We start from the raw sequence: 19,996 nt of genomic DNA on the forward strand, positions 1-19,996 counted from the left end.
GTCGGAAGGTCCTTTCAGAAAGTCGCGGGCCGGGCCGCAGCAGCCAGCCTGCGCACGATCCAGTCGAGCAGCAGGGCGGCCAGGAGGCTCAGTCCCGTCAGGGGATAGAGGATGGAAAGGGGAATGACGATCCCCAGAACGGCGGTGCGGACGCGGGCGCCAAGCGGAGCGGTCGGCGCGCCCAGTCGTGCGGGCTTCAGTCCGGGCGGACGGCGTTTCCACCACATGACCAGACCGCTGATCGCCAGCACCCAGACGCCGATGCAGCCCGCCAGCATGCTGATGCGGTTCACCTGGCCATACTGCATCCCCTGATGGACGGCGATGCCCCATTCAAAGGCCTTGGCACCGAGGCCGAACTGGCTCCAGCGGACGTCGGCCAGGACGGCGCCGGTCTGGCCGTCCACATACAGACTGCGGGCGTCCTCGGCCTTTCGCGTCTGACGCGCCACGGTCCAGGCCAGATCGGGCGTGGAGGGAATGTTGACGACATAGGGACGCGCCAGTTTCTGCGACTCGGCCGTCGCCATGACGCGCGCCAGACTGGGATCATGGGCGGCATGGCCGTGCAGGACGGCGTTCTGCAGGGTCCAGCCGACGCCGACGGGCGCCTCGTTGTGCTTGGCGTGGCTCCACGGATTGGCGGCGGCGGGGGCAGGCGGGCGGCCCAGACCTGTCTCGCGCACCACACCCATGAAGCGGTCGCCCCAGACGGCGGACCAGGGCATTCCCGTCACCGCCAGAAACAACACCACCCCGCCTACATAGAAGCCGGTCAGGGCGTGCAGGTCGCGCCAGAACGGGCGGCGCTGCACATCAACGGTCGTGGGCTTCAGCACCGCGACCGCCAGCCCGCGCGGCCACCACAGATAGATCCCCGTGGCGAACAGGATGATGGTCCAGCCCGCGACGATCTCGACCAGGATGTTCATGGCCCGTCCGAACAGGTTGAGGGAATGCAGGCCCTTGATCGTCTCCATCACCCCGCCATAGGCGGTGACGCCGGTGACACGGGCCGTATGGGGATCGACGAAGACGGTTTTCTGCGAGCCGTCAGGACGATCGACGCGGACGCGAACCGCCTGATCCCCGCGAAGGGGGACCAGGACATTGGCTGCACGGCCTTCACCCGCCCCGGCCGCCGCCGTCAGCCAGGCGTCGGGCGGGGCCTGACCGGGACCATCCGCGACCTGGATCAATGGGCGATAGACGGCCTGATCGATCTCGTCCTTGAACAGATAAAGACCCCCGGTCAGGGCCAGCAGCATCAGGAAGGGCATGACCAGCACGCCCGCGTAGAAGTGCCAGCGCCAGACTGCGCGATAGGCCCCGGACAGCGGAGCGGGAGAAGACTGCGTCACCATCAGTAGGCCATTCTCAGGCCGACGAAGAGGGCGCGCCCCTCGCCGGGGTAGAAGACGGCGGTGGAGGCGAGGCGGGCGTCGGTGATGGCCGAGAACTCGCCCACATAGTGTTTGTCGGTCAGGTTGCGCGCATCGGCGAATACCGTCAGGCCCCGGGCGACCTCCCATCCGGCATTCAGCCCGAAGACGGCGTAGTCAGGCGATTTCAGTGTGTTGGCGTAGTCGACGTAAGGCGCGCTGATGCGCCATTCGACGGACGGGGTCAGGAAGGCGCCCGACGGATGCCGCCACGTCAGTTCGGCCCGATAGGCGTGCTCAGGCACGACCGGCAGGCGGTTGTCGCCCCAACGCGCGTCGCCGTCGAAACGGAAATCGCTCCAGGCGTAGGTCTGGCGCAGCAGCAGGCCGCCGTCCGCCAGTTCGAACGGCAGGCGCCAGTCCAACCCCGCCTCTATTCCTTGATGAATGGTCTGGTCGGCGTTGAAGGTGGCGGCGGGGATGTCAGGGCCGGTGATGAAGTTCAGCATCTCGCCCTTGATGGCGCTGCGATAGGCGGCGATGTCCCAGGCCAGGGGACCGCGCCGCCCGCGTGCGCCGATTTCGCCGGTCCAGGCGTCCTGAACCTTCACGGGGGTGAAGCCGGTCAGCGGGGCCTGCACCAGCGCCCCATAGGTCGGCGGTTCGACCGAGCGGGTGACATTGGCATAGACCTGCGCGCCATCATCCGCCTGCCACAACAGGCTCAGACGTGGCGAGAACCAGTCATAGGTGCGGTCCGCGTCATTGGCGCCGTTCAGACGATCCTGATAGTCGCGCGTCGCCCGGCCATAGGAACCGCCCGCCACCACGGCCAGATGGTCCTGCACCCACAGCCGTCCCTCAGTGAAAACGTCCAGCGCCGTGGCCTGCTGACGGCCGTTGGCGGTCAGGTCGCCGCGATAGCCGCGCACATTGACATAGCGCAGGGCGTCCAGATCCCCGTCGCGATAGCTGAAGCCATAGAAGGCGTCGGCCTTGAGACCCCATGCCGAACCATTCCAGTCGATGCGGCCAAAGGCGCCGCGTGTCTGGCTCTCCTGATCCACGACCTGGAAGATCGGGTGATACAGCGACTTCTCCCAGCCCCAGATCGCGCCTTCGAACAGGGTGGACTCGTTGAAGCGCCAGCGGGTCTGCAGCGTGATGCGCTTCAGCGTCTGGTCTCGGGCGTTGTCATTGGTGATGCTGCTGGCCGAGGTCAGGCGCGGGTTTTCCAGTGCGTCCTTCAGGGACAGGGCGCTGGGGACCGACTGCTGGATGTCGGCGGCCTGGACGATCAGCCGCACTTCACGGTCTTCGCCGAACGACCGGCCCAGGTTCAGGGTCAGGCGGCCCTGGCTCTGGTCGCTCTGCTGGCGATAGCCGTCGCTTTTCAGGCCGGTGACGGCGACGAAGGCGTCCCAGTCGCCGTATTGGCGCGCCAGTTCGACATGGCCCCGGATGGCGCCGAACGAACCGCCCTCCAGCTGATAAAGATTTTCGAAGGCGGCGGTGCGGCCGTTCGTGGTGGCCAGGTTGATCGCCCCGCCCAACTGGGCGCCGCCGAAGCGCAGGGTGTTGGCGCCCTTATAGACCTCGATGTAGCGGGCGCTGAGCGCATCTATGCCCTGGAAGTCGGAGAAACCGTCCGCATCGGCGAAGGGCACGCCGTCCTGCGCGAACAGCACACCGCGCTGGTGAAAGCTCTGGGCGATGCCCGAACCGCGGATCGAGAGGCGGCTTTCCTCGCCGAACCGCTTCTGGGCCAGAACGCCCGGCACGTTGCGCAGGGTGTCGGAAAAGCCCTGGGCGAAGCGGTTCTCATAGCTTTCGGATGAGACGACGGCGACAGCGCCGGGGGTGCGGCTGAGCAGGGCGCGGGCGTCGGCGACGACGGCGGGGTCTTCGGGGTTGCGCCGTCCGGTGACGATCACGCTGTCCAGAACGACAGGGTCAGCTTCCGCAGGGGCGGCATAGGCGAAGGCGGGGCTGGCGACAGCGGCCAGCAGCAGGGCGCACGGCGCCGCAGCAGTGTTGAGAGACATGAATAGGGTCCTGAAATCAGAAGAATCGGACGCAGCCGGTCAGGCCGAAGCCTTGCGGGCCGACTGCGGGATGGTCTGGTTTCAGGCGATGGGCGGGGCGGTTGACGGCGGACGCGGCGGGGCGCGCGCCGGAGGCGGCGGGCTGACGCTGACGGGCGTGTAGCGGATCGTCTCTATCTTGCGGATGATCCGCGCAGGCTCAGGGACTGGCGGGCAGGGCAGGGCCGAGGCCAGGGGCATGACGCAGGCGGCGCATTTGGCCCCTACGTGCTTGCTGGCCGGGCCGTCCACGCCGCCGCTCTGGATCGTCTGCGGCCCCTCGGCCGAACAGATGACGATGGCATGGCCGGGCTGGACCGCCGCCAGCGCCGCGAACGGCAACAGCGTGCCGAGCGCCAGCGCAAACACCGCCGCCAGGAAGGCGAGGGATTTGGCAAGCGACCAATTGTCGGCCTGGGAACGGGTCACGCCTTGGCCTCTAGGGCGTTTTGACGGCAACGCCTAGTGGGGCGGATAGTCCTACAGTTCGCCGCGCGCGGCCTGGCGGGGGCTGAACTTGGGTGCGGGGGCCAGACGCATGACCTCGCCCTGATAGCGTTCGTCGTCGCCGGCGACGGCGAAGGGCAGGGCGTCGGCGCAGGCCTGGAGCAGGGCGTCCAGCCATGGCTGCTCCGCCTTGTGGAAGTCGCCCAGGACGTGCGGCATGACCAGTTCCTTTTCGCCCGGATGGCCGATGCCCATGCGCCCGCGACGGAAGTCGGCGCCCAGGTGGCTGATCAGCGAACGGATGCCGTTCTGGCCCGCCGCCCCGCCGCCGGTCTTCATGCGGAAACGGCCCGGCGCCAGATCGATCTCGTCATGGAAGATGATGATTTCGCTGGGCTTGATCTTGTAGAAGCGCGCCGCCTCGCCGACGGCGCGACCGCTTTCGTTCATATAGGTCTGGGGCTTCATCAGCAGGACCTTGGTCCCGTCGACCTCGCCCTCGGAGATGATCGACTGGAACTTGGCGCGCTGGGGGCCGAAGCGCCAGCGGCGCGCGATCTCGTCTGCGGCCATGAAGCCGATGTTGTGACGGTTCTTTTCGTATTTTCCGCCCGGATTGCCGAGCCCCGCGATGATGATCATGGCGTCCTCATGCCGGTTGCGGCGAGCAAAGAAAAGCCCCGCCAGGCGAACCGGGCGGGGCCAAATCCTGTCGATGACGCGAAGGCTTAGCCTTCAGCCTCAGCGGCGGCGGCTGCTTCATCAGCGGCTTCCGATTGGGCGGCCGACGAGACCTTGATCGTGGCGATCACGAAATCGCGGTCGGTGATCGTAGCCGAAGCGCCCTTGGGCAGCTTGATGTCCGACATGCGGATGGTGTCGCCGATTTGCGAAGCGGTCAGGTCGACAACCAGTTCTTCCGGGATCTTGTCGGCGCGAACGGCGATTTCAACTTCGTGGCGAACGACTTCAAGCGAACCGCCCTGACGCGAGAACGGCGCTTCGTCAGCGTTCTTGAAGTGAACCGGAACCGAGATCTTGATCTCGCCCTTGGCGTCGACGCGCATCAGGTCGAAGTGGACGGGACGGTCCGACACGGGGTCGAACTGGATGTCCTTGGCGATGACCGGCTGGGTCTCTTCGCCGTACTTCAGCGTGACCAGGTGGCCCAGCAGCTTGCCGGTGTAGAGCGACTTCTTGAAGTCCTTCTCGTTCACCGAAATAGCGACGGGGGCTTGCTCGCCGCCGTACAGGATGCCCGGCACGGCGCCTGCACGACGAACGGCGCGCGCGCCGCCGGTGCCGGTGCCTTGACGAACGTCAACGTTCAGAATGATCTCGGCCATCTGGCTGCCTCAACAAACAACGGAAACGCCGCGCTGACGAAAGGGCCCGCGCGGCGGGGGTCATGAACCCTCGAATTCAAGAGCGCGGGCTATTACACGCATCAGGCACGGGGCGCAACCGCATTAAGGCTCGACTTTCAGGCTGCGGCGACCTGATCCTTGAGCAGGACGGAGGGATCAGCCGTCAAGGCCAGCAGTTCCGCCGCGTTGAAAGGCTTGGCCAGATGGTGATCCACGCCAGCCGCGCGTCCTGCCGCGACATGCTCCGGCATGGCGTTGGCCGTCAACATGATGATCGGCGTGCGGGCGCGGCCCTCGGTCAGCTCCAGCAGGCGAATCTCCTGTGTGGCGGTCAGGCCGTCCATGACGGGCATCTGCATGTCCATCAGCACAAGGTCGAAATGTCCGGCGCGGAAGGCGTCCAGCGCCTCAACCCCGTTTTCGGCCATGATGGTCTCGACATCGGCCTGGGTCAGAATCAGTTCGATGACGCGGCGGTTGACCGGGTGGTCGTCCGCCACCAGCACCCGTCGGCGAAGCCCGTCTGCGTCCTTGGACGACGGGACAGGCTTGGGCTCTTTGTGAGCGGGCGCGTCGCATTGGATCAGGGGCATGGTCAGGATGAAGGCCGATCCGCCGCCGGGTTCGCTTTCGCAATCCAGCGCGCCGCCCATCATTTCGGCCAGATGGCGGCAGATGGACAGGCCCAGGCCCGATCCGCCGAAGCGCCGCGTGATGGCGCCGTCCGCCTGTTCGAATCGCTGGAACAGGCGTGTGCGGGTCGCCGCGTCGAAGCCGATGCCCGTGTCCTCCACCGTGAAGCGGATGGACGGCAGGTTATTATGGTCCGGCCCGTACTGCACCGTCAGGCTGACGAAGCCCTCGGTCGTGAACTTGACGGCGTTGGAGATCAGGTTGGTCAGCACCTGCTTCAGGCGCACGGCGTCGCCACGCACCCAAAGCCCCTCTTCGATGTCGATGTCGACGTGGAAGCTCAGGGCCTTTTCACGGGCGATCTCGGCATAGAGTTGGGCGGCTTCACGCGCGGCGGCGGCCAGGTGGAAGGCGTCTTCAGTCAGCTCCAGCTTGCCTGATTCGACCCGCGCCAGATCCAGGATGTCGCCCAGCAGGGTCTGCAGCGTCTGGCCCGACGACTGCATCAGATCCAGCATCTCGCGCTGGGTCGGCGTCAGTTCAGTCTTGGCCAGGGCCTGGGCCAGGCCGATCACACCGTTCAGGGGGGTGCGAATCTCGTGGCTCATGTTGGCCAGGAAATGGCTCTTGGCGACATTGGCCTCTTCGGCGGCGTCGCGGGCCTCGGCCAGGGCCTGGGCGTCGCGTTTCAGAATAGTGATGTCGTTGCAGACGGTGACGATGCCGCCCTCTGAGGTGCGGCGGTCCTGAATCCGCAGCCAGCGGCCGTTCGAGGTCTGCTCCTCGCTGCTGCTGGACAGCTGGCGGCGCGCGGTCAGGCGTTCAGTGATCCAGGCCTCCTCACGGCCCACCGCGTCGAGGTAGCGCCCCTCGTTGATGCCGACCATCAACAGGTCGCGATAGGGCGTTCCGACCTGAAGATAGGGCCCCATTTCCGGGTTCACCTCGGCATAGCGGGCGTTCCAAAGCACCAGCCGGTCGTTGAGGTCGAAGAAGCTCAGCCCATCCGGCATGGCGTCCACCGCCTCGCGGATGCGGCGCAGGGCTCCGGCGCGCGACGAATAGGCCATATAGGCCAGGCTGGCGGCGATGCCGCCGACGGTGGCGGCGATGGCGGTGGCCACGGCCTGCATGGTGACGGGCGACAGGCCTCCATGCACGGTGTAGGTCGGGTCGGGCGTGATGTTGAGCGCCGCCATGCCGAAGAAATGCAGCACGATGATCGCCAGCGCCCCGCCGACGCCGGCGATGATCAGCCGGACTAGCCCTGCGCGCTTGTAGAAGAAACCGGACAGTCCGGCGATCAGCAGGCTGCATCCGATGGAGGCGGCGACCAGCCAGGGCTCCCAGCTGATATGGGCCGCAACCTTCAGGGCGGCCATGCCGGTGTAATGCATGGCCCCGATGCCGGAGATGGCGATCAGCACACCCATGGTGCGCCACAGGCGGCTGAACCCGGCAATCAGGATACAGGCTGCAAAAGTGACCGTGACCACGGCGACGCCAAGCGACACGACCGTCAACATGGTGTCGTAGGTCAGGGGGACGCCTGCAATGAACCCCTGCATGGCGACGAAATGAGTGGCCCAGGCGGACAGGGCGGCGGTCAGGCCCGAAGCTATGGCCAGACGCATCCGGCGGGGGCCATCGGCGATGCGCGCCCTTTCGATCAGGCGAATGGCGCCGCTGATGCCGACCACGCAGATGACGGCGGCCAGGATGGTGATCCGCCAGTCATGGGCATGAACGATGCAGTTGAATAACCGGTCCACGACACTCCCCTTTGAAGCGCAGCTTGACGGCAACTTCTAAAGAAACCGTGGGTGAAGCGTATTTCGCGTCAGAGTGTCATTTGCATCGGCCCACTGTCGGCACGCCGTCACAGAATCCGTGCAAGGATAGGATTCGCACGGCTTCCGCCGCAGATTGCCTCGACATGCCCTACGAAATCTCTCCGTCTCCGGTCGCGCCGACCTTCACGTCCCGCCTGTGGACGGTGGGAACCAGTGTGGCGATTTCGCTGGTGGTGATGATCGGACTGGCCTTTGTTCATCCCGAACTGGCGGTCTGGCTGATCGGCGGAGCGGTGCTGATTGCTGTATCGGCCTGGTTGCTGAACATGCCGTCGGCGCCCGAACCGACCGAGCCGGTGCTGGAAGGCGGGCAGGTCGATCTTCAACCCAGCCTGATCGGCGGCGATCTGCTGGACCGGGTGTTCGAAGCGCTGGATGATCCGGTTCTGATCGTCAGCGGCGGCGAGCCGGATGACATCGCCGGGCGGCGCATCATCATGGCCAATCACGCCGCGCGCGAACTGATGCGGATTCAGCGTCAGGGGGCGCTTCTGGTTCAGGTGATCCGCGAACCCGGCGTGCTGGAGGCGGTGGATGAGGCCCTGTTCGGCGGGGTGTCGCGCACCACGGACTATACGACCGGCGGTCAGCGCGACCGGCGCTGGCGGGCCTGGACACGTCCGCTGGAGCAGGCGCCGGGAGCCGATCCGCTGGCGCTGGTGATCCTGCGTGACGAGACGGATGCGCGGCGCACCGAGATGATGCGCGTCGATTTTCTGGCCAACGCCAGCCACGAACTGCGCACCCCGCTGGCGTCGCTGAGCGGCTTCATCGAGACGCTGAAAGGCCATGCGCGCGATGACGCCGTGGCGCGCGACCGGTTCCTGGACATCATGGCCGCCCAGGCGGACCGGATGACGCGGCTGGTGGCGGACCTGCTGTCGCTTAGCCGCATCGAACTGAACGAGCACATCCCGCCGTCGGGGCGGGTCGATCTGGACCGGGCCGCCGCCGACGTCGTCGATGCGGTCAGTGTTCTGGTCAAGGAAAAGGCCATCTCGGTCGTTCTGGATCAGGGGGAGGCGAGGGCCTCCATCAACGGCGACCGCGACGAAATCGTCCAGGTGGTTCAGAACTTGCTCGACAACGCCGTCAAATATTCGTCGCCGGGTGGCGTGGTCGAGATCACCGTCGTTTCGGACCTGGGGTTCGACGAGGCGGGCGCGGCCCGGATGGCGGGGGCCACGCGCCTGCCGCTGGTGTCGCCAGATCGGGCGTCAGGCGTCTTCTATGCGGCGGTCACTGTGCGCGATCATGGGCCGGGCATGGCGCGAGAGCATCTGCCGCGTCTGACCGAGCGTTTCTATCGCGTCGAGGGCCAGAAGAGCGGCGAACGCCTGGGCACGGGGCTGGGCCTGGCTATCGTCAAACACATCGTCAATCGTCACCAGGGCGGCCTGCTGGTCGAAAGCGCGCCCGGCATGGGGGCGGCCTTCACGGCTTGGTTCCCGATGGTGGTGGAACGTCGGGACGTTCGCACGACGCCGCTCGCCGACTGAGACTTCATTTCGCGGCGGGCCGTCGCTGTAATGGAACTGTCACGGACCCGTCGTAATCCGCTGACCATTAACGGGCAGAACTCGCGCCGCATCGCTCCTGCTGTTGCGGGCCGCTGTGCCGATTCGCCTTCGCTCCTTTCGGACACCGAATGATCTGGATCTATCTGCTCGTCATCTTCGCGCTTGGCGCGGGCGCCTATGTGGGCGGCCGTGAACTTGCGCGCCGTCGCGCAGTCGGCGCCCGTCCGCATTCGCGCCCCGGCCAGCATGGCGCCTACGCCCTGATCTGGGTGGCGGTTCCGGCTCTGGTGGTGGTCATCCTGTCCGGTGTCTTCTCAGGGCCGTTGGAGCGTCAGCTGATCGCGGTGGACACGCCCGATTCCGTCACCGCGCTGGAGCCCTTCCGCCGCCAGGCCTTCTTCGCAGACGCCCAGCGCGTCGGCCACGGCCAGCCCGCCCTGCAGATCTGGGAGCGTCCGCTGGCCGAGCAGCTGCCGATCGAGGCGCGCCGCATGGTCAGCATCGAGCGCACCCTGCAATGGGGCTCGGGTCTTGCGGCCCTGCTGGCGGCCATTCTGGGCGGCCTGTTCGTCTCTACGCAGATACGCCCCAAGACCCGCGCCAGAAACCGCGTCGAGGGCTGGATCTGGGGCGCGCTGTTCGTCTGTTCGGTGGTCGCCATCCTGACGACGGTGGGGATCATCGCCTCCCTGGCCTTCGACAGCTTCCGGTTCTTTGAAAAGGTGCCGGTCTTTGACTTCCTGTTCGGGACCAAGTGGAGCCCGCAGATCGCCATTCGCGCCGATCAGGTCGGATCGTCGGGCGCCTTCGGGGCTGTGCCTCTGTTCGCAGGCACCTTCCTGATCATGATCATCGCCATGTGCGTGGCGGCGCCCATCGGCCTGATGTCGGCCATCTATCTGTCGGAGTATGCGGGCCGGAACACCCGTTCGGTCATCAAGCCGGTGCTGGAGATTCTGGCCGGGGTGCCGACCGTGGTTTACGGCTTCTTCGCCGCCCTGACCGTCGGGCCAGCTTTGCGCGTCTTCTTCAACGAGATCGGCCTGTTCCTGATGGGCGGGCCTCTGGACGGCCTGGGCCAATACCTGGCGCTGGTGCAGAACCAGATGGCTCTGACCGCCGGCGCCGTCATGGGGATCATGCTGATCCCGTTCGTTTCCTCCCTGTCCGACGACATCCTGAACGCCGTGCCGCAAAGCCTGCGTGACGGGTCATTCGCCATGGGCGCCACCAAGTCGGAAACCGTGAAGCGGGTTCTGTTGCCCGCCGCCCTGCCTGGCATCGCGGGCGCCCTGCTGCTGGCCGTATCGCGCGCCATTGGCGAGACCATGATCGTGACCATGGCGGCGGGCCTGGCCGCCAACCTGACGCTGAACCCGCTGGACACGGTGACGACGGTGACCGTGCAGATCGTGACCCTGCTGACCGGCGACCAGGAGTTCAACAGCGCCAAGACCCTGTCGGCCTTTGGTCTGGGCCTGACCCTGTTCCTGGTCACCCTGCTGCTGAACATCATCGCCCAGCGCATCGTCCAGACCTACCGAGAGCAGTATGACTGACGCGACCCCCGAACAGATCGGCGCGGCCGCTGACGCCCGGCTGGAACGCTTGCGCGCAGGCCTGAAGCGCCGCCACGCCCGTGAGACCCGGTTCAAGCTGTACGGTCGTCTGGCGATCGGCGCGGCCGTGGTCTTCCTGGTGATCCTGCTGGCGCGCATCGTCGAGCAGGGGCACACGGCCTTCTACACCCACACCGTCACCGTGCCGGTCTATCTGGACCCGGCGCGCGTTGACCGCGCCTATCCGCAGGGAACGAATTTCGAGCAACTGGCCGCCGAGCAGCAGTTGGCGCGCTGGGGAATTCAGGACGACGAGGTGGGCAGCAAGGCTGCGCAGATGCGCCGTCTGTTCTCGTCGGAGCTCAAGTTCGTCGCCGCCGATCTGGTGGCCAAACGCTCTGACGTGATCGGCGAGACGGTGCCCATCGCCGCCCCCCTGTCGGATGACGCCGACCTTTATCTGAAGGGGGAAATCTCCAAGGAGACGCCCGAGGATCAACGCCGCCTGTCGAACCAGCAGATCGACTGGCTGGAGCGGATGCAGCGTGAAGGCGTCGTCGGTTCGCACTTCAACACGGCCCTGTTCACCAATGGCGACTCGACCCAGCCCGAGCTGGCGGGCGTGCTGGGCGCCGTGGTCGGTTCGGCCCTGATGCTGCTGGTCACCGCCCTGATCGCCATTCCGCTGGGCGTCGGGGCCGCCGTCTGGCTGGAAGAGTTCGCGCCCAAGAACCGCTGGACCGACATCATCGAGGTCAACATCAACAATCTGGCCGCCGTGCCGTCGATTGTTTACGGCCTGCTGGGTCTGGCTCTGTTCATCAACTGGATGCACCTGCCGCGGGCCAGTCCGATTGTCGGCGGTCTGGTGCTGGCCCTGATGGCTTTGCCGACCCTGATCATCGCCACGCGCTCGTCGCTGAAAGCGGTGCCGCCGTCGATCCGCGAGGCCGCGCTGGCCATGGGGGCGTCACGGACCCAGACCGTGTTCAGCCACGTCCTGCCGCTGGCTATGCCCGGCGTCATGACCGGCGCCATCATCTCGATGGCCCACGCCCTGGGCGAGACCGCGCCCCTGCTGCTGATCGGCATGGTCAGCTTCGTGCCGGGCGTGCCGCACGCGATCGACGAGCCTGTCGGGGCGCTGCCGTCGCTGATCTACATCTGGGAGAACGCCTCGGAGCGGGCGTTCCACGAACGTACCGCCGCCGCGATCATGGTGCTTCTGGCCTTCATGATCGTGATGAATGCGGCGGCCATCATCCTGAGGCGGCGCTTCGAGCGTCGGTGGTAAGAGAATGAAATTCCGTATTTTCCGCTCCGCCGAAGATCAGACTGGCGCAGGCCCGGCTGAAGCCGCCGAGACGCCGCGCATCCTGCCCCAGATCAAAATGGGCAAGGCCGACGTGTCCGAAGGCCGTCTGGAAGACGCCGAGCCGGTCACAGGTCCGGCCGTTGTCGACAGCCCGCCGGTCGGGCCGATCAAGATCGCCGCACGCGATGTGGGCGTCTTCTACGGCGACAAACAGGCGCTGTTCGACGTGTCGCTGGACATCCCGGACAAGACCGTCACGGCCCTGATCGGCCCGTCGGGTTGCGGCAAGTCGACCTTCCTGCGGACCATGAACCGCATGAACGACACCATCGCCGGATGCCGGGTCACCGGCCGGATCGCGATGGACGACGAGGACATCAACGACCGGTCCATCGACCCGGTGCTGCTGCGCGCGCGCGTCGGCATGGTGTTCCAGCGTCCAAACCCCTTCCCGAAGTCGATCTACGAGAACGTCGCCTACGGCCCGAAAATCCACGGCCTGGTCAGCGCCAAGTCCGAGATGGACGGCGTTGTCGAAAGCGCCCTGAAGCGCGCCGGCCTGTGGGACGAGGTCGCCGACCGCCTGCAGTCGTCGGCCATGGGCCTGTCGGGCGGTCAGCAGCAGCGTCTGGTCATCGCCCGCGCCATCGCGGTGAACCCGGAAGTCATCCTGATGGACGAACCCTGCTCGGCGCTGGACCCCATCGCCACCGCGCGGATCGAGGAGCTGATCGACGAACTGCGCGAGCGGTTCTGCATCGTCATCGTCACCCACTCGATGGCCCAGGCCGCACGGGTGTCGCAACGCACCGCCTTCTTCCACATGGGCCGACTGGTCGAGACCGGGGATACGGAAGACATCTTCCAGAATCCGCGCGAACGCCGCACCCTGGACTACATCACGGGACGCTTCGGCTAATGAACCAGCATACGGTCAAGGCTTATGGCGACGAACTGAACCAGATCACGGCGGAGATCGCCCGCATGGGCGGCCTGGCCGAGGCCCAGGTCGCGGACGCCATCGATTCCGTCGCCCGCCGCGATGTGGCACTGGCCCGCGCGGTGGTTGAGCGTGACCTGAAGCTGGACGCGCTTCATCGCGACGTCGAGAAGAAGGCCATCCGCCTGATCGCCCTGCGCCAGCCGGTCGCCAGCGACCTGCGCCGCACCCTGGGGGCCATGAAGATCGCCACCGATCTGGAACGCACCGGCGACCTGGCCAAGAATATCGCCAAGCGCGCCCTGATCCTGGCCGACAGCGAGCCGATGCAGCCTCTGACCCGTTCCATCGAACGGATGGGACGGCTGGTCTCGACCCGCCTGCGTGACGTGCTGGACGCCTATACGGCCTCCGAACTGGATCGCGCGGTCGCTGTCTGGCAGACGGACGATGAGGTCGACGAGCATTACAACGCCCTGTTCCGCGAACTGCTGACCTACATGATGGGCGACCCGCGCACGATCGGCGCCTGCACCCATCTGCTGTTCATGGCCAAGAACCTGGAGCGGATCGGCGACCACGCGACCAATATCGCCGAGACCGTCCACTACGAGATCACAGGCGAGGACATTGTGGGCGAACGCCCGCGCGCCCAGCCGACGGCCGAGGACTCTGATCCGACGCCGAATATTTCGACCCACACGCACTGAGCCGAGACCGGAGACACGACGTGCAGCCCTATATCCTTGTGATGGAAGACGAGGACGCCCTGGCGACCCTTCTTCAGTACAATCTCGAGAAGGAAGGCTACGACGTCACCGTCGCCGCCGATGGCGAAGAGGGGATGCTCCAGATCGACGAGCGCCAGCCTGATCTGGTGTTGCTGGACTGGATGCTGCCCAAGCTGTCGGGGATCGAGGTCTGCCGCCGCATCCGGGGCAAGGCCGAGACACGCAACCTGCCGATCATCATGCTGACGGCGCGCGGCGAGGAAAGCGACCGGGTGCGTGGCCTGGACACCGGCGCCGACGACTATCTGACCAAGCCTTTCTCGATGGTTGAACTGATCGCCCGCATCCGCGCGGTGCTGCGCCGTATCCGTCCGGGTCTGGCTGACGACCGCCTGAATCACGGCGACATCATCATCGACCGCGTCTCGCACCGGGTGAAGCGCGACGGCAAGGAGGTCCACCTGGGCCCGACTGAGTTCCGCCTGCTGGATCACTTCATGCAGCATCCGGGCCGGGTGTTCAGCCGTGAGCAACTGCTGGACGCCGTTTGGGGTTCGGACGTCTATGTCGAAGCCCGCACCGTGGACGTCCACGTCGGCCGTCTTCGCAAGGCTCTGGCCATCGCCGACGAAAGCGCCAACCCGATCCGCACCGTGCGTTCGGCCGGCTATTCACTGGATCTGGAAGGCTGATCCGGCGCTGAACAGCGCGAGTTTTCGTTAAATTTCAGCAATGTGCATCTGCTCGACGCGGTCCGGGCCTCCATGACGAAGAACATGGAGGAGAGGGCGTATGCCTGATGCGATAATTGCGACGCTGGCCTGGGTCGGCGCTGTTGGGGCGGTCGCTCTGGCGGGCGTGCTTCTGGCAAAAGGGCGGGTCGGCTGGGGCTGGTTCGTCGCCGCCCTGGTGCTGATGGTCGTCTATGACGCCGTGCTGACGCGCGGATACGGCCACATCTCGTTGAGCTTCTGGCCGTCCAAGTGGAACTGGGAAGGCAAGACGCTGGCCGTCGTCCTGTCGTTGGCCGTCGCCAGCCTGCCGGTTCTGGGCTGGAAGCGCGTGGGCCTGACGCTGAGACAGGACCGCAAAGGACTGCCGGGCGCGTTGATCCTGTCGGGGCTGTTGGCGGCGCTGTTTCTGGGACTGGCGCTGTATTTCCCCGGCGAGGGCTTCGACATCGACAGCCTGGCCTTCGAGATGACCATGCCGGGATTTGACGAGGAGTTGTTCTATCGCGGCGTGCTGCTGCTGATGTTGAACGAGGCGTTCGGCAAGCCGGTGCAGGTGTTGGGGGCGCAGATGGGCTGGGGCGCGGTGGTGTCGTCCGTGGCCTTCGGCCTGATGCATGCGCTGGGCTATTCGGACGGGGGCTTCAGCTTCGAGCCGGTGCTGATGGCGACGACCGGCGTGTCGGCCCTGCTGCTGGTCTGGCTGAAGGAAAAGACCGGAAGCCTGCTGCTGCCGATCGTGATGCACAACTTCGGCAATGTGATCTTCATGCTGGTCTGACGTGTCGCCACGCCAGACCAGCACAGGAACGGCTCAGATCTGTTCCGCCACGACTTCGTCAGGCGTCAGTTCATAGACGGTGGCGCAGTATTCGCAGGTGACGCGGATCTGGCCGTCGTCCTCGACCATGTCGGCGCGCTCGGCCGGGTCGAACGAGGCCAGGACGGCGGCGATACGGTCCTTGGAGCAGCGGCAGACGGCGGTCAGGGCCTTGGCGCCTTCCAGCCGCACGCCATCCTCGTGGAACAGGCGGAACAGCAGGGTTTCCGGCGAGATGGTCGGGTCGATCAACTCGTCGTCAGCCAGGGTGCCGAACAGGGCGCGGGTGCGGTCCCAGACCTCTTCGGTCGAGCCGCGGGTGGTGTCGCCGGCGATGATCTGGATCATGGCCCCGCCCGCACGCCATTGGGCGCCCGAAGCGGTCTGGACCGAACCGACCGCCAGACGCACCTTGGTCGGCACCTGTTCGGACTGTTCAAAATAGTGTTCGGCGCATAGCGACAGGCATTCGCCCTCGATAGGGGTGATGCCCTGGGTGCGTTCGAAGTCGGCGCCGCGGTCCAGCGTCATGACGAAGACGCCCTTGCCCAGCAGGGTCTGGGCGCCGGGACGCGCAAAGCCCTTGGAGACCTCGGCGACTTCATCGGCGTCATAACGGCAATAGCCGCGCAGCGTCCCGTCGGTGCCGTAGTCGGCGACGACATAGCGCACGGGCCCGTCGCCCTGGGCCTGAACCATCAGGCGACCGTCGAACTTCAGGCTGGAGCCGATCAGGGCCGCCAGCGCGCAGGCTTCGCCCAGCAGGGCGGCGACCGGCTCGGGATAGGCGTGGGCCGCCAGAATCTTGTCGATGGCGGCGCCCAGGCGGACCAGGCGGCCGCGCACGGGCCAGCCTTCGATCTGGAAGGCGGCGGCCAGGTCGTCTGAAACGGCGTTGTGAGGCGCGTGATCGGTCACGGCGGTGTCCTTGGGGTTCGTCATTTCGGGATCGGGGCTATGTAGGCGCCCGAGCGTCGGTTGGTAAGGGGGTATGAACGGGCCGCAAATGGGGCGTCGCCTCGGCTTCACAAACCTGTAAGCTTGGCTGCAGAAACATCGACAATCGGCCCCCTGGATTCTCCAGGGATTTAAATGAGGCCCGCATGAGCGCGAAACCGACCCTGAAGCCGCTGGCCCAGCAATCCATCGTGGTCACGGGCGCCACATCCGGCGTGGGTCTGGCGACGGCGCGGCGGGCGGCGCGGGCCGGTGCCAAGGTCTTCCTGATCGCGCGTGGCGAAAAGGATCTGCGGGCCCTGTGCGAAGAGCTTCAGGCGCAAGGCGCGCGCGTCGCCTGGGCCGTGGCGGATGTCGCCGACCACGCCTCGCTGAAAGCGGCGGCTGAAAAGTGCCAGCGCCTGTTCGGCGGCTTTGACACCTGGGTCAACAATGCGGGCGTGGGCCTGTTCGGCGCCATCCGCGAGACGTCGTTGGAGGACCAGAGACGGCTGTTCGAGACCAACTACTGGGGCGTGGTCAACGGATCGGTCGTGGCGGCGGAACATCTGCGCGAGCGCCCAAGCGGCGGCGCCATCGTCAATGTCGGTTCGATCCTGTCGGACCTGCCCCTGCCGGTTCAGGGCGTATATGCGGCGTCCAAACATGCGGTGAAGGGGTTTACCAATGCGCTGCGCATCGAACTGCTGCGTGAAAAGGCGCCTGTGACGGTCAGTCTGGTGAAGCCGGGCGCGATCGACACCCCCTACAGCCGCCATGCCCGAAACCTGACGGGGCAGGCGGTCCACAATCCGCAGCCGGTCTATGCGACCCACGTGGTCGCCGACACCATTCTGTACTGCGCCACCCACCCGATCCGCGAGATCACGGTTGGCGGGACAGGGCGCGCGATTGCATCATTTTATGCAGCTTTGCCGGAGATTGCGGAACCACTTCTTGCGCGGTTCGCTCCTTCGCTGATGCGGGACCGCCGTTCCGCCTATCAGCCGTTCGACGATGGGCTCTATGACCCGACGGACGACGGCCTCGATGAAGAGGTTCACTATCCTATGGTTCGTAATTTCAGCGCCCTGGCCGAAGTCCGCAAACATCCCGGCGTCACCGCCGGCAGTCTGGCCCTGATCGTGATCGGCGCCGCAGCCGCCGTCTATCTGTCGCAGCGCAGCGGCCCGACCCGTTATCAGCGCATCAAAACCCGCATCGATCCGCGCGGTTGGGTTGATACGGACGCCCTGCGTCATCGGTTCGAGGACGCCGTCGACGCCTTCCGCCACGGCGCTGAGGATTTCGGCGGCCGGGCCAGCGAGTTTTCTCGCGACGCACGCGATCGCGCCTATGACGCCGTGGACGATGTGCGCGACCGGGCCGACGGCTGGTTCCGTTCGGCGCGCAAGGACGCCAGGAAGGCGGCCAAGAAACACGGCAAGACCGCGCGCCACTATGCCGATGAGGCCGTTGATTATGCACGCGACCACCCGCGTGAAGGCGGCGCGCTTCTGGCCGTCGCAACCCTGGCGGCGGTGATCGGGGCTGCGGTTCTGGAAAGCCGCCGTCCGGACAGTCACGTGCGCCGCATCGCCCGCTTCCGCTAAATTCTTGCCGCCCGTCCTGTGAAAACCGGGGCGGGCGGCAAGGTTTAAGCGCAACTGGCGCCGATCATCAGCACGACTTGTCTTTGCTGCGCCAGCGAAGGGGGCTAAGACGCCGCGCATGAGCGCGCGCCCCACACTGATCTTCGACTTCGATTCGACCCTGGTTGATTTCGAGACCCTTGAAGCCCTGGCCGATATCGCCCTGGCGAACTCGCCCGATGCGGCCAAGACGCGGGCCGAGATCGCCGCCCTGACTGATCAGGCGATGGGCGGTCAGATCGGTTTTGGCGAGGCGCTGCGCCAGCGTCTGGCCCTGCTGCCGCTGACGCGCGAACACGTCGCAACCCTGGCGCAGCAGGCGCCGGACCACCTGACCGCGTCGGTGCGGCGCAACCTGAACTTCTTCCAGCAGAACAAGGGCAAGGTGTTCATCCTGTCCGGCGGCTTCCGCGAGGTGATCGCGCCGGTGGCCGAGGATCTGGGCGTGTCGCCGGACCGGGTGCTGTGCAACGATCTGATCTATGACGAAACCGGGCGGGTGATCGGCGTCGATCAGGCCAATCCTCTGGCCGAGGCGGGCGGAAAGCCCAAGGCCATCCATGATCTGAACCTGTCGGGCCGCGTGGTCATGATCGGCGACGGCTGGAACGATGCTGAGGTCAAGCTGGCCGGGGCCGCCGACGCCTTCTACGCCTTCACAGAGGTTGTGCGTCGCGCGCCGGTGGTCGAGGTCGCCGACGCGGAAGCGGCGTCTCTGGACGAGGTGCTTCACGCCGAGGGACTGGTCGGGCGCTGGTCCTTCCCGCGCAGCCGGATGAAGATGCTGCTGCTCGAAAACATCCACCCCGCCGCCGTCGAGCGGCTGGAGGAGGCGGGCTATTCTGTCGAGACCCAGAAGGGCGCGCTGGACGAGGATGATCTGATCGCCGCGATCAAGGGCGTCCATGTGCTGGGCATCCGATCCAAGACCACGGTGTCACGGCGGGTTCTGGAAGAGGCGGACAGGCTGATGGCCGTCGCCGCCTTCTGCATCGGCACCAACCAGATCGATCTGGAGGCCGCCTCGGACCACGGGGTTGCGGTGTTCAACGCCCCCTATTCGAACACCCGTTCGGTGGTCGAATTGGCCATCGGCCTGATGATCGTGCTGATGCGCGACGTGACGGACAAGTCGGCGGCCATGCATGTGGGCCAGTGGAACAAGTCTGCGACGGGCTCCAAGGAACTGCGCGGCAAGACGCTGGGTATCGTCGGATACGGCGCCATCGGCAGCCAGTTGTCGGTGCTGGCCGAGAACCTGGGGATGCGGGTCCTGTTCTATGACCTGTCGGAACGGCTGGCGCTGGGCAATGCGCGGCGGATGCGTTCGCTGGACGCTCTGCTGGCCGAAAGCGACGTTGTGACCCTGCACGTCGATGGCCGCAAGGAGAACAGCGCCATCTTCGGCGCCGCCCAGTTCTCGAAGATGAAGGAAGGGGCGCTGTTCCTAAACCTGTCGCGCGGCCATGTCGTCGATGTCGGCGCCCTGTCGCAGGCCATCGGCTCTGGTCGGGTCGCGGGTGCCGCCGTGGACGTCTTCCCCGAAGAACCGCGCACCAACGCCGACCCGTTCGAAAGCCCGCTGCAGGGGCTGAAGAACATGATCCTGACGCCCCACATCGGCGGCTCGACCGAAGAGGCGCAGGAAGCCATCGCCGAGTTCGCGGCCGAGCGGCTGCTGGGTTACCTGAACCGGGGCGACACGACCTTCAGCGTCAACCTGCCCAATGTTCAGTTGGCCGAGGTGTCGGCCTCGCACCGCATCCTGCACATCCACAGGAACCAGCCGGGGGTTCTGGCCGAACTGAACCGCGCGCTGGCGTCGGCGGGCCTTAACATCCTGGGCCAGCATCTGAAAACGGACGAACGCACGGGCTATGTCATCACCGACGTGGATCACGACTATGACCCCGAAGCCTTGCGGGAGCTGAAGTCGGTGCCGGGAACGCTGAAGTTCCGCACGCTGCATTAAACGAGGAAACGACGGCTGCGGTTGTGGTGTCACAGTCGTCGATATCTTCCGAAT

At 66.1% G+C, this 19,996-nt stretch carries 16 protein-coding genes; 9 read left to right on the top strand and 7 right to left on the bottom strand.

Annotation, left to right across the window (positions count from 1 at the left end; translation table 11 throughout):
• Positions 1-14: 14 nt before the first annotated feature.
• From JKF87_RS02895 to JKF87_RS02920, 6 genes are all read right to left on the bottom strand, one after another.
• Positions 15-1,364, bottom strand: a complete 1,350-nt coding sequence (locus JKF87_RS02895; protein ID WP_201097047.1) for a PepSY-associated TM helix domain-containing protein — start codon at positions 1,362-1,364, stop codon at positions 15-17.
• Positions 1,364-3,427 carry a TonB-dependent receptor family protein gene (locus JKF87_RS02900; protein WP_201097048.1) on the bottom strand — a complete coding sequence of 688 codons (2,064 nt, stop codon included), beginning with the start codon at positions 3,425-3,427 and terminating at the stop codon, positions 1,364-1,366. Before JKF87_RS02900 ends, JKF87_RS02895 begins: the two co-directional genes overlap by 1 nt.
• Before the next feature lie 81 nt (positions 3,428-3,508).
• Positions 3,509-3,895, bottom strand: a complete 387-nt coding sequence (locus tag JKF87_RS02905) for a hypothetical protein (RefSeq protein ID WP_201097049.1) — start codon at positions 3,893-3,895, stop codon at positions 3,509-3,511.
• Positions 3,896-3,946: 51 nt separating this feature from the next.
• Entirely contained in the window at positions 3,947-4,555 is a 609-nt protein-coding gene (pth, locus tag JKF87_RS02910; RefSeq protein WP_201097051.1) for an aminoacyl-tRNA hydrolase, read from the bottom strand.
• Between the two features lie 86 nt (positions 4,556-4,641).
• The gene (locus tag JKF87_RS02915) at positions 4,642-5,259 is read right to left on the bottom strand and encodes a 50S ribosomal protein L25/general stress protein Ctc (RefSeq protein ID WP_201097053.1); all 618 of its coding nucleotides are present in this window, start codon (positions 5,257-5,259) and stop codon (positions 4,642-4,644) included.
• A 137-nt stretch (positions 5,260-5,396) separates the two neighbouring features.
• Positions 5,397-7,685, bottom strand: coding sequence for an ATP-binding protein (locus tag JKF87_RS02920; RefSeq protein WP_307417294.1), 2,289 nt, complete (start codon positions 7,683-7,685; stop codon positions 5,397-5,399).
• A gap of 164 nt (positions 7,686-7,849) precedes the next feature.
• On the opposite strand from JKF87_RS02920, the gene JKF87_RS02925 reads away from it, so the two are divergent.
• From JKF87_RS02925 to JKF87_RS02955, 7 genes are all read left to right on the top strand, one after another.
• Positions 7,850-9,265, top strand: coding sequence for a sensor histidine kinase (locus JKF87_RS02925; protein WP_201097054.1), 1,416 nt, complete (start codon positions 7,850-7,852; stop codon positions 9,263-9,265).
• A 149-nt stretch (positions 9,266-9,414) separates the two neighbouring features.
• A complete protein-coding gene (gene pstC / locus JKF87_RS02930) occupies positions 9,415-10,845 on the top strand; it encodes a phosphate ABC transporter permease subunit PstC (protein ID WP_201097055.1) in 1,431 nt (476 codons plus the stop codon).
• Positions 10,838-12,139: a phosphate ABC transporter permease PstA gene (pstA, locus tag JKF87_RS02935; RefSeq protein ID WP_201097056.1), complete on the top strand. Its 1,302-nt coding sequence runs from the start codon at positions 10,838-10,840 to the stop codon at positions 12,137-12,139. Before pstC ends, pstA begins: the two co-directional genes overlap by 8 nt.
• A 4-nt stretch (positions 12,140-12,143) precedes the next feature.
• The gene (pstB, locus tag JKF87_RS02940; protein ID WP_201097057.1) at positions 12,144-13,079 is read left to right on the top strand and encodes a phosphate ABC transporter ATP-binding protein PstB; all 936 of its coding nucleotides are present in this window, start codon (positions 12,144-12,146) and stop codon (positions 13,077-13,079) included.
• Positions 13,079-13,810, top strand: a complete 732-nt coding sequence (gene phoU / locus JKF87_RS02945) for a phosphate signaling complex protein PhoU (protein ID WP_201097058.1) — start codon at positions 13,079-13,081, stop codon at positions 13,808-13,810. The genes pstB and phoU overlap by 1 nt, the downstream gene beginning before the upstream one ends.
• A 20-nt stretch (positions 13,811-13,830) precedes the next feature.
• Complete coding sequence (gene phoB, locus JKF87_RS02950; protein WP_201097060.1) at positions 13,831-14,523, top strand: phosphate regulon transcriptional regulator PhoB; 693 nt, start codon at positions 13,831-13,833, stop codon at positions 14,521-14,523.
• Between the two features lie 100 nt (positions 14,524-14,623).
• Positions 14,624-15,343 carry a CPBP family intramembrane glutamic endopeptidase, BDIM_20840 family gene (locus JKF87_RS02955; protein ID WP_201097061.1) on the top strand — a complete coding sequence of 240 codons (720 nt, stop codon included), beginning with the start codon at positions 14,624-14,626 and terminating at the stop codon, positions 15,341-15,343.
• A 33-nt stretch (positions 15,344-15,376) separates the two neighbouring features.
• On the opposite strand, the gene JKF87_RS02960 is transcribed toward JKF87_RS02955, so the two are convergent.
• Complete coding sequence (locus JKF87_RS02960; protein WP_307417333.1) at positions 15,377-16,300, bottom strand: Hsp33 family molecular chaperone; 924 nt, start codon at positions 16,298-16,300, stop codon at positions 15,377-15,379.
• Positions 16,301-16,485: 185 nt separating this feature from the next.
• Between JKF87_RS02960 and JKF87_RS02965 the strand changes: the two genes are divergently transcribed.
• Together JKF87_RS02965 and serA are read left to right on the top strand one after the other, a co-directional pair.
• Positions 16,486-17,931: an SDR family oxidoreductase gene (locus tag JKF87_RS02965; RefSeq protein WP_201097063.1), complete on the top strand. Its 1,446-nt coding sequence runs from the start codon at positions 16,486-16,488 to the stop codon at positions 17,929-17,931.
• Between the two features lie 118 nt (positions 17,932-18,049).
• Positions 18,050-19,942: a phosphoglycerate dehydrogenase gene (gene serA / locus JKF87_RS18450; RefSeq protein WP_201097064.1), complete on the top strand. Its 1,893-nt coding sequence runs from the start codon at positions 18,050-18,052 to the stop codon at positions 19,940-19,942.
• The last annotated feature ends 54 nt before the right edge of the window (positions 19,943-19,996 follow it).

Source organism: Brevundimonas nasdae (assembly GCF_016654005.1).
Lineage (GTDB): Bacteria > Pseudomonadota > Alphaproteobacteria > Caulobacterales > Caulobacteraceae > Brevundimonas > Brevundimonas nasdae.